This is a genomic window from Flavobacterium supellecticarium (assembly GCF_004801375.1).
Classification (GTDB): domain Bacteria; phylum Bacteroidota; class Bacteroidia; order Flavobacteriales; family Flavobacteriaceae; genus Flavobacterium; species Flavobacterium supellecticarium.
Genome location: NZ_SSNZ01000002.1, coordinates 127725 through 142135 on the forward strand (window position 1 = coordinate 127725; position 14411 = coordinate 142135).

Sequence of the window (14411 nt, forward strand, 5' to 3'; positions counted from 1 at the left end):
TAGGTTTTAATAGTAATTATCTGTAAAGTTACTAAAAAAAATATAAACGATTGATAATCAGTGAAAGAAAATTATTTCAAATCTTCGGGGATGTTGCAAACCGGTATTGGGTTCATTTTGTGTTGATTAGCGGTGTTAAGTCTGTGGTAAATTCTCATAACTTCGTGTTCTCTTCCTACAAAATCGTTTTCAGTCTTACCATTTTTGTATGCTAGCATAGCAAATTCCAATTCATCGTAGCTCGCGCCCAACTGATCTTCGTCACTTCGATCGTCTCCAAACAATCCGTCTGTAGGTTTTGCCTGAATAATGCTCTCGGGTACATTGAGGTATTGTGCCAGTAAACGAACTTCCGATTTCATCAGGTCGGCAATCGGACTTATATCGACACCGCCATCACCGTATTTTGTAAAAAAGCCTACACCGAAATCTTCAATCTTATTTCCGGTTCCGGCTACCAAAGCACTGTGTAATCCGGCAAAATAATAAAGGGTAGTCATTCGTAGCCGGGCGCGTGTATTGGCCAGAGTAAGGTTTAAAATGGCTTCGCTATCCGAAGAGGGTACGTGTTGTTTGAAATTTTCGAAAACCGGAGTCAGATCAGAAATCACACTGGAAACATTCTCAAAGCGTTTTTTAAGCTGATCAATATGTTCCTGACCTCTTGAAACCTGACTGGCGGCCTGGTGGATTGGCATCTCTACACATAAGGTCGGTAAACCGGTCTGTGCACATAGTGTAGAGGTCACAGCCGAATCAATCCCACCGGATATGCCTACAACAAAACCTTTAACGCGGGCTTTAGTGGCATAATTTTTTAACCAGTTTACAATATGCAGGTTGATTTTTTCAGCTTGGAAGGAGTTTGTTGGAACCATAGAAATATTATGAAGATTTTATAAAACGGTAATGTTATATTTGCAAAAAAATAATTGCGATAAAAATAACAAAAAATTAGCCGTGATTATCCGAGTGATGTAATCAAATAGGAATAGGGCTAAAACGTAAATATAAATTCACAGAGACATGAAAAAATATTTGACAGGGGTTTTTATGATTTTGGTGCTGATCGCCTGTAAAAAGGAAGATAAAGTGGCAAAGGAGGTGGATAAGATCCCGGTGAAGGTGGAGATCGAACGGTTCGATAAGGTTTTTTACGAATCTCCGGTTTCCGATTTCCCAAAAATCAAGCGGGAATTCCATTATTTTTTTCCGGCTGGAAACCCCGATTCGGTTTGGACCAATAAAATGCAAAACCCGTTATACCGCGAATTATATGCCGAGGTAAAGAAAAAATATCCAAACAACAATGCCTTTGAAGGTGACCTGGTGGATTTGTTTAAGCACATTCAGTACTACTTCCCGCAATATAAAACGCCAAAAGTAGTCACATTGGTGTCGGAAATGGATTATGAGAACAAAGCTATTTTTGCAGATAGTTTAGTGATCATCTCATTAGATATGTATTTGGGAAAAGACAATCGTTTATATGAGTTCCCGCAGTATTACAAACAAAACTTCGAACCGTCTCAAATGATGCCGGATATCGTAGCAAGCTTGGCAACTAAAGAAATAAAGACAACTGACGATCGTTCCTTATTGGCGCAAATGATCTATTTTGGAAAAGAGTTGTACATGAAAGATCTGCTGCTGCCGGATATGTCGGATGCTGATAAAATTGCCTACACCGAAGAACAGCTAAAATGGTGTCAGGAAAACGAATCGGAAATGTGGAAATACCTGGTAAACGAAAAATTGTTGTATGATACCAATCCAAAACTAACACAGCGTTTTATATCGACGGCGCCTTTTTCCAAATTCTATCTGGAAATCGATGCTGAATCGCCTGGAAGAGTAGGAACCTGGTTGGGATGGCAAATTGTGCGCTCGTATATGAAAAACAATCCGGACGTAAGCCTGCAGCAATTACTGGTGAAAGATGCAAAAGAAATATTTGATAACTCAAAATACAAACCCAAAAAATAATGGCAAAGAATATTAAATCCGAAATAAAAATACAAATCGAACTGGACGAAAACCGCGTTCCGGAAAAACTAAAATGGAAAGCAGCAGACGGCGGTGTAGAATCGGCCGAAGCCAAAGCAATGTTGTTGGCCATGTGGGATAGTAAAGTGCAGGAGACTTTACAGATCAACTTGTGGACAAAAGACATGCCGGTAGATGAAATGAAAGTGTTTTTCCATCAGACTTTAGTGGCTATGGCGGATACCTATCACCGTGCTACAGACGATGAGAAAATGACGGATACCATGCGGGACTTCTGCGATTATTTTGCAGAAAAACTCGAATTGGGTAAAAAATAAAAAAAAGCGGTTGAAAAACCGCTTTTTTTATAGATCATTATTTTTAAAAATACCATCGTTCACGCCATCGATAAAATCCAATAGCGGTTCGCGGCCAACAACGTCCAGTGAGGACGTGATAAAATGTTGTGGCATTTCTTCCCAGTTGTTGGCTAATAATGCTTTGCGGTATGCCGCAATATTTTGTTCCACTTTTCCTTTGCTGATTTTGTCGGATTTGGTAAAAACGATACAAAACGGAACTTCAATTTCACCAAGGTAGTTGATAAATTCCAAATCGATTTTCTGGGCTTCCAGTCGGATGTCAATTAAAACAAAAGCACAAACCAATTGTTCTCTTTTCTCGAAATAATCGGTGATAAATTGCTGGAACGTTTCTTTTGCTTTTTTTGAAACACGTGCATAGCCATAACCCGGTAAATCGACTAAAAACCAATTATTATTGATTTTAAAATGGTTAATCAATTGTGTTTTTCCGGGTCTTCCCGAAGTTTTTGCCAGATTCTTATGGTTGGTTAGCATATTGATCAACGAAGATTTTCCCACGTTGGATCGTCCGATAAAAGCGTATTCCGGTAAAGGTTCTTTCGGGCATTTGCTTACTTCGGAATTACTGATCACAAATTCGGCAGTATTAATTTTCATGGTTTCCGGATTTCAGATTTGTATTAAAAAAGCATTCGGTACTTTTTTGGAGTACCGAATGAAAGTATATTATAAGTTGGCTTTTTTGAGCCACTCCAACATGAGTCGGTTAAATTCGTCCGGATGTTCCATCATCGCGGCATGTCCGCATTTGTCAATCCAGTATAAATCGGAATTTGGCAAAAGTCGGTTAAACTCTTCGGCTACATCCGGTGGCGTAACTTTGTCGTTTCGTCCCCAGATAATTCCGGTAGGCGTATCCATTTTTGGAAGATCTTTAGCCATATTATGACGAATCGCACTTTTGGCAATTGCCAGTGTTTTTAAAAGCTTCATTCGGTCGTTAACGGTCGCATACACGTCGTCAACAATTTCTTTAGTAGCAACTTTCGGATCGTAAAAAACATCCTCGGCTTTTTTTCGGATATACTCATAATCGCCGCGTTTCGGATAGCTTTCGCCCATAGCGCTTTCATAAAGTCCGGAACTTCCTGTAATCACTAATCCGGCCATTTTTTCCGGATACATTTTAGTATGATATAAGGCGATATGACCGCCAAGAGAATTTCCTAAAAGGATTACTTTTTCATAACCTTTATACGTAATAAAGTCTTTTACAAACTTTGAAAAAGCCTTCACATTGGTTTTTAAAATACTGTTGGTGTAAAGTGGTAACTCGGGAATAACAACCTTGTAACCTTGTTTTGGAAAAAAATCAGCGACTCCGTCAAAGTTACTCAGTCCACCCATTAGTCCGTGTAAAATAATGATAGGCGTGCCTTCTCCTGCTTCAAAATAACGGTATTTGCCCTCTTTTTTTAACGTATGCTCCATGTATTTATGATACGGTTTCAAATTCTCACAAATATAGGACTTTCTAAAGAAATAAGAAGTTTTGATAGGTAAAATCGAAAATACTTTGCCTTTAAGAAATTGTAACGCGTTTTTGTAACAGTAACCTGTTAATTATCAGCTGTTTTTTAGTAGTAAAAATCAAAAAAAGGTGATTTGTTTTACGTTTTGGCCGATTATTAAAAATGTACATAAAAACAGTACTTTTTTTAAGGATAATGATGTGATTGATGGAAAACAATGCAATATTCTTAATGATTAGAAATGAGAACATTAGTGAAATTTCCTATATTTTAGGTTTTGAGTGTAAAAACTTATCAACAAAGTGGGAAGATGTGGTAAAAAGTGGTAAAAAAATCTGTACTTTTGCTATAAATCAAATCAAAAAGAGCGAATCTTGACCAATATAATCGGGACATATGAGTGTAAAATTGATTCAAAAGGAAGGCTAATGGTGCCGGCTCCTTTGAAGAAACAATTGCCTGCTCCAACCGATGGTTTTGTGTTAAAACGCTCCATTTTTGATCCGTGTGTAGAGTTGTGGCCTAAAGCGGAATGGGATATCATGATGTTGAAAATCAACAAGCTGAACCGTTTTGTGAAAAAGAATAACGACTTTATCCGAAAGTTTATGGCTGGTGTGAAAATGGTGGAGATCGACGATGCCGGACGACTATTGATAACAAAAGATCTGATTGAATATGCGGGAATTTCCAAGGATTTGGTTTTGACCTCAAAGGTAAATATCATCGAGATCTGGGACAAGGATTTGTATGAAAAATCAATATCAGGAGACGATATGGATTTTGCAGACTTGGCCGAAGAAGTAATGGGTAATTTAAATGACGACGAAAATGGAATATCATAATCCGGTATTATTAAAAGAAACGGTTGGTGGGTTGAATATAAAACCGGATGGTATTTATGTGGATGTAACCTTCGGTGGTGGTGGTCATTCACGGGAAATCATGCGTCATCTTGGGCCAAACGGAAAGTTGTTTGCCTTTGATCAGGATGCCGATGCTTTGGCAAATGTGATCGATGATGAGCGATTTACACTGATCAATGAAAACTTTCGCTATATCAAACGGTTTTTGCGTTTTCATGGCGTAAAACAAGTCGACGGAATTTTAGGTGATTTAGGGGTTTCGTCTCATCAGTTTGATGTTCCGGAAAGAGGATTTTCAACCCGATTTGATGCCGAACTGGATATGCGAATGAATCAAAAAGGGGAATTGAGTGCTTTCCATGTCGTAAACGAATACGATGAATCGGATTTAAAACGGATGTTCTTTGATTATGGCGAATTGAAAAATGCCGGAGCGCTTGCGAATACTATTGTAATGGCGCGTAAAGAAAATCCGATCCGCAATACCGAACAATTAAAAAAAGTGTTAAGCCGCTTTTTACCGGCACACAAAAGCAATAAAATTCTGGCACAAATCTATCAGGCGATACGTATAGAGGTAAACCAGGAAATGGATGTGCTAAAAGAATTTTTGGAGCAGTCGCTGGAACTATTAAAGCCGGAAGGGCGTTTGAGTGTGATATCGTATCATTCGCTGGAAGACCGACTGGTAAAACGTTTTATGCGAAACGGAATGTTTGAAGGAGAACCGGAACGCGATTTCTTTGGAAGATTTGAAGTTCCGTTCCAGTTAATAGGAAAACTGATCGTGCCTTCGGAAGAGGAAATTGCAGTAAACAACCGGGCGCGGAGTGCTAAACTAAGGATCGCTGAAAAACGCTGAAACAAACGAAAATACGAAGAATCATGATGAAAGAAGGCGTTTATAGTTTGTTAAAAGCAAAGTTCCTGATTAGCGATGATGCGTTGAAAAATTGGCGCTTTATCGTTTTTCTGATTTTATTGGCTATGATAATGATTGCCAATTCGCACCGATACGAACAGAAAACATTCCGAATTACGGAACTGACAAACGAGGTAAAAGAATTGCGATCGGAGTTTGTAGATCGCAGATCGGAATTGATGGAGCTCAAAATGGAATCCACCATATCAGCCGAAATGGAAGCAAAAGGAATTCAGCCGTCATCGGTTCCGCCGAAAAAGATAAAAGTTAAAGAAGAAGAAAAGAATATTCTAAAAAAAATATGGCAGTAGAAGATAAAAATATCTCTTACCGAATCTATCTGGTGGCCTTCGCGATTTTCGCGATGGCTATTTTCGTTGCTATAAAGCTAACGAATATCCAGTGGGTGGAAGGGGAATATTATCGGAAACTGGCCAAAGAGCGTACGGTAAAAAATTTTGTTATTCCTGCGAATAAAGGAAATGTATATTCAGCAGACGGAAGTTTGCTGGCGACCTCAATTCCGAATTATACGATTCGCTTCGATGCGGTAGCGCCGAAAAAAGAAGATTTTGACAAAAATGTAAAACCGCTGGCGGATTCGCTTTCCGGATTATTAGGAAAACCGTCGAGCTATTTTCAAACCGAACTGCGCAGAGCCCGTGCCAACAAAAACCGCTACTATCTGTTAGCGCGTAAGCTAAGCTATACGCAATATATGAAAATGAAAAGTTTCCCGCTTTTTAATCTGGGAGCGTATAAAGGAGGAATGATCACCGAACAAAAAACGGTAAGGGAGCATCCGATCGGAAAAATTGCCGAGCGAACCATTGGTTATGAGCGTCAGGATGAAGGTGGAAAAGAAACACGAGTGGGAATTGAAGGGGCTTTTGGAGCGTATCTGAATGGAAAAGACGGTCAGCGTTTGATGCAGAAAATTGCCAAAAATCAATGGAAACCGATTAGTGATAATAACGAAATAGAACCACGCGACGGTTACGATATCATTTCAACGATCGACGTGTATATTCAGGATATTGCGCACCATGCCTTATTAAAACAACTGGAATTATACGAAGCCGATCACGGTTGTGTGGTGGTGATGGAAACGAACACCGGAGAGATCAAGGCGATTTCCAACTTAGGAAGAACCAGCGACGGTAGTTATTACGAAACGATCAACTATGCGGTGGCCGAATCGCACGAACCGGGATCAACCTTTAAACTGGTTGACCTGATTGCATTACTGGATGATCGAAAAGTAGATACCAGCAAAGTATACGATTCCAAAGGTGGCGATATTACGTATTACAACCGTCACGTTCGCGATTCCAAAAGAGGTGGATATGGAAAAGTTAGCCTGGCCAAAGGATTTGAAGTATCGTCGAATACAGTAATGGTTCAGGCCGTTTACGACAATTATAAAGACAATCCGCGTCAGTTTGTAAACCGAATCAACAACTTGGGATTGGACCGTCCGTTAGGATTGCCGTTTAAAGGAGAAGGGAGACCGTTTATTCCGCAACCGGGCGAAAAAGGATGGTCGGGAGTGGCCTTACCATGGATGGCTTTTGGTTACGGGGTTTCGATTACGCCTTTACAAACATTAACGTTGTACAATGCGGTGGCGAATAACGGTGAAATGGTAAAACCGCAATTTGTAAAAGAAATCAAAGAATGGAATAAAACCATCAAAAAATATGATAAACAGGTGTTGAATCCAAAAATATGTTCGGATGAGACCCTTAAAAAAGTACATGCCATTCTGGAAAATGTGGTAAAACGCGGAACGGGTTCCAAATTGTATTCCAAAGATTTTTCGATGGCCGGAAAAACAGGTACCGCTCAGGTAGATTACCACAAAGGCGACGGACAAATGTATTATGCCTCATCGTTTGCCGGATATTTCCCGGCCGACAAGCCAAGGTATTCCTGTATTGTAGTCGTACACAAACCGAATACGTCAAAAGGATTGTATTATGGAGCCGATGTAGCCGGACCGGTTTTTAAGCGTATCGCGCAAAAAATATTTACCGATGTGCCATCGACAAACGAAGTGAAAAAATTAAACCGCAAAATCCTGAATCAGGAACAAAGCTATGCGGCTTACTATGATAAAGTACAGAAAAAAGAAAACATCGTGCCGAATGTAAAAGGAATGACCGGAATGGATGCGGTGGCGTTGTTGGAAAATTTCGGACTTAAAGTGAAAATAAAAGGAATAGGAAAAGTAAAACAGCAGTCCATTTTACCGGGACAAGTATTTACGAAAAACCAAGTAATAACATTAGAATTATCGTGACAGCCCTAAAAGACATATTATATAAAGTAGCGATCGAAGCGGTAAAAGGTACGACCGATGTATCGGTTGGCAAAATTGAATTCGATTCCCGAAAGATAGAATCGGACGATGTATTTGTTGCGATCAGAGGAACCGTTTCCGACGGGCATGATTTTATTGAAAAAGCAATCAGCCTGGGTGCGATAGCGGTAGTTTGTGAAGTAGTGCCGCAAACAACCCACGACGGAATTACCTATGTTCAGGTAGCAGATACGAGTTTGGCGTTGGCCTATATGAGTGCCAACTATTACGGCGATCCGTCGGCCAAATTAAAACTGGTTGGTGTTACCGGAACCAATGGGAAAACAACCATCGCGTCCCTGTTATATCAGCTGTTTAAAAAGGCCGGTTATAAAGTAGGATTATTATCAACCGTAAAAATTTTAGTCGACAATAAAGAATACAAAGCCACACATACCACACCGGATTCATTAACCATTAATTACTATATGAATGAAATGGTTGAAGAAGGTTGTGATTATTGTTTTATGGAAGTGAGTTCGCACGGGATTCACCAGAAACGTACCGAAGGTTTGCATTTTACCGGAGGCGTTTTTACCAACCTGTCGCACGACCATTTGGATTACCATCCGACATTTGCGGAATACCGCGATGTTAAAAAATCATTTTTTGACAACCTGCCGAAAACCGCTTTTGCGATCACGAATATCGATGACAAAAACGGCCCGGTGATGTTGCAAAACACCAAAGCTAAAAAACGCACCTACGCACTAAAAACTTACGCCGATTACCGTGCGCAGATCTTAGAAAACCAGCTTTCTGGTTTGCTGTTAAAAGTAAACGAACAGGAAGTGTGGGTTCGCCTGATCGGTTCGTTTAACGCCTATAACCTTTTGGCGATTTATGGTGTGGCCATCGAATTGGGGATCGAAAGTCAGGAAGCATTGCGACTGTTAAGCGAACTGGAAAGTGTTTCCGGGCGTTTTCAGTATATCGTATCGGCGGGAAATATCACCGCTATTGTCGATTATGCCCATACGCCTGATGCCTTAGAAAACGTATTAAAAACGATAGAAGATATCCGTACCAAAAACGAACAACTGATCACGGTTGTGGGATGTGGCGGAGATCGCGATACCACCAAAAGACCTATCATGGCCAATATTGCGTCAACAATGAGCGATAAAGCCATTTTTACGTCAGATAATCCGCGAAGTGAAAAGCCGGAAGCCATTATCGAAGACATGGAAAAAGGTGTGGAACCGCAAAACTATAAAAAAACGGTATCGATTGTGGATCGCAAACAGGCCATCAAAACGGCTTGTCAGCTCGCACAACCCAATGATATCATCCTGATTGCCGGAAAAGGACACGAAACCTACCAGGAAATTCAGGGTGTACGTCACGATTTTGACGATATGAAAACGGTAAAAGAACTATTAGAACAACTTAATAAATAACCAGATGCTGTATTATTTCTTTCAATATTTAGATAAAACCTTAGATATTCCGGGAACTGGAGTGTTCCAGTATATCACGTTTCGATCAGGTTTGGCTATTATTTTGTCGCTAATGATCTCCACGATTTTCGGAAAACGAATCATCAATTTTCTGCGAAAACAACAAATCGGAGAAACCGTTCGTGAATTAGGACTGGAAGGTCAGAAAGAAAAAGCGGGAACGCCAACGATGGGAGGATTGATCATTATCTTCTCCACGTTGATTCCGGTGTTTTTATTAGCAAAACTGGATAATGTCTATGTAATGTTGCTAATCGTAACCACGCTTTGGATGGGAACCATTGGCTTTATCGACGATTATATCAAGATCTTTAAAAAAGATAAAGAAGGATTAAAAGGTAAATTTAAAGTTGTTGGACAGGTTGGATTGGGAATCATCGTAGGTTCGGTATTGTATTTCCATCCGGGTGTTACGGTGCGTACCGACACCGCTACCAGTAATATTTTTCAGACGCCGGGAACGACAACCATTGCTCCGACGCCAACAGAAGAAAAATCAACAGCAACTACGATTCCGTTCTTTAAAAATAACGAATTCGATTATGCCGAATTATTAGCCTGGACTGGTGATGGCTACGAAAAATATGCCTGGTTGATTTTTATTCCGGTTGTGATTTTTATCATCACGGCGGTTTCCAACGGTGCCAATCTTACCGATGGAATCGACGGGCTGGCAGCGGGAACATCGGCCATATCGGTGCTCACGCTCGGGATTTTTGCCTTCGTTTCCGGTAATATCATCTTTTCGAATTACCTGAATATTATGTATATCCCAAATTCCGGGGAAATGACGGTCTATATCGCGGCCTTTGTAGGGTCGCTCATCGGTTTCCTCTGGTACAACACTTATCCGGCAAGCGTATTTATGGGCGATACCGGAAGTTTAACCATCGGAGGGATTATTGCGGTTTTGGCAATCGCGGTACGTAAAGAATTATTGATCCCGGTATTATGCGGAATTTTCCTTGCCGAAAACCTATCCGTAGTAGTACAGGTGGCCTATTTTAAATATACAAAAAAGAAATACGGCGAAGGAAGGCGAATCTTCCTGATGTCGCCTTTACACCACCATTATCAGAAAAAGGGCTATCACGAAAGTAAGATCGTAACCCGTTTTTGGATTGTGGCGATTTTGTTAGCAATTTTCTCATTGGTTTCATTAAAATTAAGATAGTATGAGACTAGTAGTATTAGGAGGCGGAGAAAGCGGTGTTGGCACTGCAATCTTAGGAAAGAAAAAAGGATATGAAGTGTTTCTGTCTGATTTCGGAAAAATTAAAAACAACTATAAAGAAGTGTTGATTCTGAACCAGATTCCCTGGGAAGAAGAAACCCATACGGAGGATTTGATTCTGAATGCCGATGTGGTGATGAAAAGCCCCGGTATTCCCGACAAGTCGCCGATTGTAAAAAAACTAAAGGAAAAAAATATTCCGATTATCTCGGAAATCGAGTTTGCCAACAAATTTACAAATGTCGTAACAGTTGGAATTACCGGAAGTAATGGAAAAACGACTACGACCATGCTCACGCATCACTTGCTAAAACAAGGCGGATTAAATGTAGGTTTGGCCGGAAACATCGGAAAAAGTTACGCCTGGCAGATCGCCGAAAACAAATTTGAAGCCTATGTTTTGGAATTAAGTAGTTTTCAGCTCGACGGCGTTATCGATTACAAACCGCATATTGCTGTAATCACCAACATCAGCCCGGATCATTTGGACCGCTATAATTACGACTACAGTCAGTATATCGAAGCCAAATTCAGGATTACGAAAAACCAGACAGAAGACGATTACCTGATTTATGATGCCGATGATGAAGCCATAACCGACTGGCTGAGCAAAAACAAAATACGAGCAAAAAAAGTTCCTTTTTCACTCACAAAAACATTGGAAGAAGGCGCTTATATTAAAGACGATACGATTTATACCAACATCAACAACGAGACATTTATCATGCCAATAAACGAACTATCATTAGAAGGAAAACATAACGTAAAAAATGCAATGGCAGCAACTACAGTAGCGCAATTGATGCGTATCCGAAAAGCAACAATCCGCGAAAGCCTGTCCGATTTCCAGGGAGTAGAACATCGTTTGGAAAAAGTACTGAAAATACAAAATGTACAGTATGTAAACGATTCCAAAGCGACCAATGTAAATGCAACCTTCTTTGCTTTGGATAGTATGACGACGCCAACCGTATGGATCGTTGGAGGTGTGGACAAAGGAAACGATTATGCTGAATTAATGCCGTTGGTACGCGAAAAAGTAAAAGCAATTGTTTGTTTGGGTGTGGATAATTCCAAAATCATCGAAGCCTTTGGTAACGTAGTGGACGTAATGGTGGAAACGACCAGTATGACCGAAGCGGTGAAGATTGCTCAGAAAATGGCCGAAAAAGGGGATACGGTTTTATTATCACCGGCTTGTGCCAGTTTCGACTTATTTGAAAGTTACGAAGACCGTGGAAAGCAGTTTAAAAACGCCGTACAAAGTCTTTAAAAAATAAAAAAGAATAACAATGAAAGCATTATTAACCAATTTAAAAGGAGATAAAGGGATCTGGGCATTTGTGTCCCTGTTGGCCCTGTTTTCTTTTATGCCGGTTTTTAGTGCCAGTACGAACCTGGTTTATGTGGTGGGAAAAGGTTCAACCATCGGATACCTGATGAAGCACCTGGTGCATATTTTTATCGGTTTCTGCCTGATCTATTTCGTACATAAAACACCCTACCATTATTTTAAGGCGATCTCGAAAGTAGCCTTGCCGATAGTGGTGTTATTACTGGCCTACACAATGGTTCAGGGAACGACCATTGGCGGTGCAAATGCCAGTCGTTGGATTCAGGTTCCGTTTATCGGAGTCAGTTTTCAGACCTCGGCATTGGCGCTCATTGTGCTTATGGTATATGTGGCCCGTTACCTGTCGAAAATCGAAGGAAAAGAATATACATTTCAGTCGTCACTTTTTGAACTTTGGTTACCGGTTTTTTCAGTAATAATATTAATTTTGCCGGCCAATTTTTCCACAGCGGCCTTGATCTTTTCAATGGTGTGTATGTTGGTTTTTGTAGGGAAATACCCAATGAAATACCTCGGAATTATTATCGGTGCGGGATTAGTAGGATTGATCATGTTCGTTCTGGTAGCGAAAGCCTTTCCGGATGCCATGCCCAACCGTGTGGATACCTGGATGAGCCGTATCGAACGATTCAGTTCGGATGAGCCGAATGAAGACGATTATCAGATTGAGAAAGCAAAAATTGCCATCGCTTCCGGGAAAATTTACGGATTGGGACCGGGGAAAAGCGTACAGAAAAACTTTTTACCACAATCGTCGTCCGATTTTATTTTCGCGATTATCGTGGAAGAATATGGACTGTTAGGCGGATTGGCGATTTTGTTTATGTACCTGATGTTGTTCTTTCGTTTTTTGATCACCTCACATAAAGCACCGACCATGTTCGGGAAATTGCTAATCGTAGGCCTCGGCTTTCCGATTATTTTCCAGGCCTTGGTGAATATGGGCGTAGCGGTGGAATTACTACCTACAACCGGTCAGACCTTACCGTTGATCAGTAGCGGGGGAAGTTCGATCTGGATGACCTGTATTGCAATCGGGATCATTTTGAGTGTGACGAAAAAAGAAGAGGAAATCGCTCAGGAAGAAGAAGAAAAACGGCAACGGGAAGAAATTTTGCAGCGCCTTATCGATAAGGAAATGGAGGAGAGCAAAGAAGTGGAAGAAGATTATTCCATCGAAACAGTGGGTGATAACCCGATGAATGCCGTTTTAAATAAAGAATAATAGTTGTAAGCAACACCAAAATAAAATGAAAGAGAACCCTAAATTCATAATTAGCGGAGGCGGAACCGGAGGACATATCTATCCGGCTATTGCTATTGCCAACGAATTGAAAGTTCGCTTTCCGAAAGCAGAAATCCTGTTTGTGGGCGCGAAAGATAAAATGGAGATGCAAAAAGTACCACAGGCTGGTTATCCGATTAAAGGATTGTGGATTGCGGGAATTCAGCGAAAACTGACATTGCAAAACCTGATGTTTCCGTTAAAACTGATATCGAGTTTAACCAAATCACGCGGGATTTTAAAACAATTTAAACCCGATGTGGTTATCGGAACCGGAGGTTTTGCCAGCGGAGCCGTATTAAAAGTCGCTGCCGGAATGAATATTCCAACCGTGATTCAGGAACAAAATTCCTTTCCGGGAATCACCAATAAATTGTTGGGAAAAAAAGCCAATGCGATATGTGTGGCTTACGAAAATCTGGAGCGGTTTTTTCCAAAAGATAAAATCCGGTTAACCGGAAATCCGGTGCGTCAGGATCTGATTTCGGTAGCCGAAAAAAGAGAGGAAGCTATTACGTATTTTAAACTCGATCCAACCAAAAAAACACTATTGGTGTTAGGAGGAAGTTTGGGTGCCAGACGAATCAACCAGTTAATCGCAAAAGAGATCGATTGGTTGCTGGAACAAGGAGTTCAGATCATCTGGCAATGCGGAAAACTTTATTTTGAAGAATACAAACACTTTTCTGAAAAAGAAAATGTACAGGTTTTGGCTTTTATTGATCGTATGGATTTGGTATATGCGGCGGCCGATATGGTGATTTCCCGTTCGGGGGCGTCATCGGTTTCGGAGCTTTGCATCGTGGGGAAACCGGTTGTTTTTATTCCGTCGCCCAATGTAGCCGAAGACCATCAGACCAAAAATGCCAAAGCGATTGTCGATAAAAAAGGAGCCTTGTTGCTAAAAGAATCCGAACTGGACAATCATTTTGAGAACACGTTTAAAGGCTTGCTGGAAAACGAAGAACAAAGAAAACAATTAAGTGACACGATTAAACAATTGGCTTTACCCAATGCAACAAAGCAAATTGTGGATGAGATTGTCCGATTGATACGATAACCAAAAGAAATTGATCGCAGGAGC

Annotated in this window: 14 protein-coding genes; 11 read left to right on the forward strand and 3 right to left on the reverse strand. The window is 40.6% G+C overall.

Translation table 11 applies throughout. From position 1 onward, the window contains the following. Positions 1–71 precede the first annotated feature (71 nt). On the reverse strand, positions 72–878 hold the full coding sequence (nadE, locus tag E6C50_RS05335; protein WP_136402183.1) for an NAD(+) synthase: 807 nt from the start codon (positions 876–878) through the stop codon (positions 72–74). Positions 879–1026: 148 nt separating this feature from the next. Here nadE and gldB point away from each other — a divergent pair, with 148 nt between their 5' ends. Next, positions 1027–1986 carry a gliding motility lipoprotein GldB gene (gene gldB, locus E6C50_RS05340; RefSeq protein WP_136402184.1) on the forward strand — a complete coding sequence of 320 codons (960 nt, stop codon included), beginning with the start codon at positions 1027–1029 and terminating at the stop codon, positions 1984–1986. Next, positions 1986–2324, forward strand: a complete 339-nt coding sequence (gene gldC, locus E6C50_RS05345) for a gliding motility protein GldC (RefSeq protein WP_136402185.1) — start codon at positions 1986–1988, stop codon at positions 2322–2324. The genes gldB and gldC overlap by 1 nt, the downstream gene beginning before the upstream one ends. A gap of 27 nt (positions 2325–2351) precedes the next feature. Here gldC and yihA read toward each other — a convergent pair whose 3' ends face one another. Further along, positions 2352–2969, reverse strand: coding sequence for a ribosome biogenesis GTP-binding protein YihA/YsxC (gene yihA / locus E6C50_RS05350; protein ID WP_136402186.1), 618 nt, complete (start codon positions 2967–2969; stop codon positions 2352–2354). Between the two features lie 69 nt (positions 2970–3038). Further along, positions 3039–3803: an alpha/beta fold hydrolase gene (locus tag E6C50_RS05355; RefSeq protein WP_136402187.1), complete on the reverse strand. Its 765-nt coding sequence runs from the start codon at positions 3801–3803 to the stop codon at positions 3039–3041. A gap of 415 nt (positions 3804–4218) precedes the next feature. Here E6C50_RS05355 and mraZ point away from each other — a divergent pair, with 415 nt between their 5' ends. The 9 genes from mraZ to murG are packed head-to-tail and all read left to right on the forward strand — an operon-like array spanning position 4219 to position 14387. Further along, complete coding sequence (gene mraZ / locus E6C50_RS05360; protein ID WP_136402188.1) at positions 4219–4689, forward strand: division/cell wall cluster transcriptional repressor MraZ; 471 nt, start codon at positions 4219–4221, stop codon at positions 4687–4689. After that, on the forward strand, positions 4664–5572 hold the full coding sequence (rsmH, locus tag E6C50_RS05365; RefSeq protein ID WP_211089519.1) for a 16S rRNA (cytosine(1402)-N(4))-methyltransferase RsmH: 909 nt from the start codon (positions 4664–4666) through the stop codon (positions 5570–5572). Before mraZ ends, rsmH begins: the two co-directional genes overlap by 26 nt. Before the next feature lie 26 nt (positions 5573–5598). After that, the gene (locus E6C50_RS05370) at positions 5599–5943 is read left to right on the forward strand and encodes an FtsL-like putative cell division protein (RefSeq protein WP_136402906.1); all 345 of its coding nucleotides are present in this window, start codon (positions 5599–5601) and stop codon (positions 5941–5943) included. Continuing rightward, positions 5934–7934 carry a penicillin-binding protein gene (locus E6C50_RS05375; RefSeq protein WP_136402190.1) on the forward strand — a complete coding sequence of 667 codons (2001 nt, stop codon included), beginning with the start codon at positions 5934–5936 and terminating at the stop codon, positions 7932–7934. Before E6C50_RS05370 ends, E6C50_RS05375 begins: the two co-directional genes overlap by 10 nt. Beyond that, positions 7931–9394 (forward strand): UDP-N-acetylmuramoyl-L-alanyl-D-glutamate--2,6-diaminopimelate ligase, encoded by a 1464-nt coding sequence (locus E6C50_RS05380; protein WP_136402191.1) that lies wholly within the window; start codon positions 7931–7933, stop codon positions 9392–9394. Before E6C50_RS05375 ends, E6C50_RS05380 begins: the two co-directional genes overlap by 4 nt. 4 nt (positions 9395–9398) lie before the next feature. Next, positions 9399–10628, forward strand: a complete 1230-nt coding sequence (gene mraY / locus E6C50_RS05385; protein WP_136402192.1) for a phospho-N-acetylmuramoyl-pentapeptide-transferase — start codon at positions 9399–9401, stop codon at positions 10626–10628. 1 nt (position 10629) lies between these two features. Continuing rightward, a complete protein-coding gene (murD, locus tag E6C50_RS05390; protein WP_136402193.1) occupies positions 10630–11961 on the forward strand; it encodes a UDP-N-acetylmuramoyl-L-alanine--D-glutamate ligase in 1332 nt (443 codons plus the stop codon). A 19-nt stretch (positions 11962–11980) separates the two neighbouring features. Beyond that, on the forward strand, positions 11981–13267 hold the full coding sequence (locus E6C50_RS05395) for an FtsW/RodA/SpoVE family cell cycle protein (protein ID WP_136402194.1): 1287 nt from the start codon (positions 11981–11983) through the stop codon (positions 13265–13267). A gap of 25 nt (positions 13268–13292) precedes the next feature. Continuing rightward, on the forward strand, positions 13293–14387 hold the full coding sequence (murG, locus tag E6C50_RS05400) for an undecaprenyldiphospho-muramoylpentapeptide beta-N-acetylglucosaminyltransferase (RefSeq protein ID WP_136402195.1): 1095 nt from the start codon (positions 13293–13295) through the stop codon (positions 14385–14387). The last annotated feature ends 24 nt before the right edge of the window (positions 14388–14411 follow it).

Excerpts from the sequence above, each read along its gene's own strand:
- nadE (WP_136402183.1), bottom strand. The coding sequence starts at position 878 with ATGGTTCCAACAAACTCCTTCCAAGCTGAAAAAATCAACCTGCATATT.
- gldB (WP_136402184.1), top strand. The coding sequence starts at position 1,027 with ATGAAAAAATATTTGACAGGGGTTTTTATGATTTTGGTGCTGATCGCC.
- gldC (WP_136402185.1), top strand. The coding sequence starts at position 1,986 with ATGGCAAAGAATATTAAATCCGAAATAAAAATACAAATCGAACTGGAC.
- yihA (WP_136402186.1), bottom strand. The coding sequence starts at position 2,969 with ATGAAAATTAATACTGCCGAATTTGTGATCAGTAATTCCGAAGTAAGC.
- E6C50_RS05355 (WP_136402187.1), bottom strand. The coding sequence starts at position 3,803 with ATGGAGCATACGTTAAAAAAAGAGGGCAAATACCGTTATTTTGAAGCA.
- rsmH (WP_211089519.1), top strand. The coding sequence starts at position 4,664 with ATGACGACGAAAATGGAATATCATAATCCGGTATTATTAAAAGAAACG.
- E6C50_RS05370 (WP_136402906.1), top strand. The coding sequence starts at position 5,599 with ATGAAAGAAGGCGTTTATAGTTTGTTAAAAGCAAAGTTCCTGATTAGC.
- E6C50_RS05375 (WP_136402190.1), top strand. The coding sequence starts at position 5,934 with ATGGCAGTAGAAGATAAAAATATCTCTTACCGAATCTATCTGGTGGCC.
- mraY (WP_136402192.1), top strand. The coding sequence starts at position 9,399 with ATGCTGTATTATTTCTTTCAATATTTAGATAAAACCTTAGATATTCCG.
- murD (WP_136402193.1), top strand. The coding sequence starts at position 10,630 with ATGAGACTAGTAGTATTAGGAGGCGGAGAAAGCGGTGTTGGCACTGCA.
- E6C50_RS05395 (WP_136402194.1), top strand. The coding sequence starts at position 11,981 with ATGAAAGCATTATTAACCAATTTAAAAGGAGATAAAGGGATCTGGGCA.
- murG (WP_136402195.1), top strand. The coding sequence starts at position 13,293 with ATGAAAGAGAACCCTAAATTCATAATTAGCGGAGGCGGAACCGGAGGA.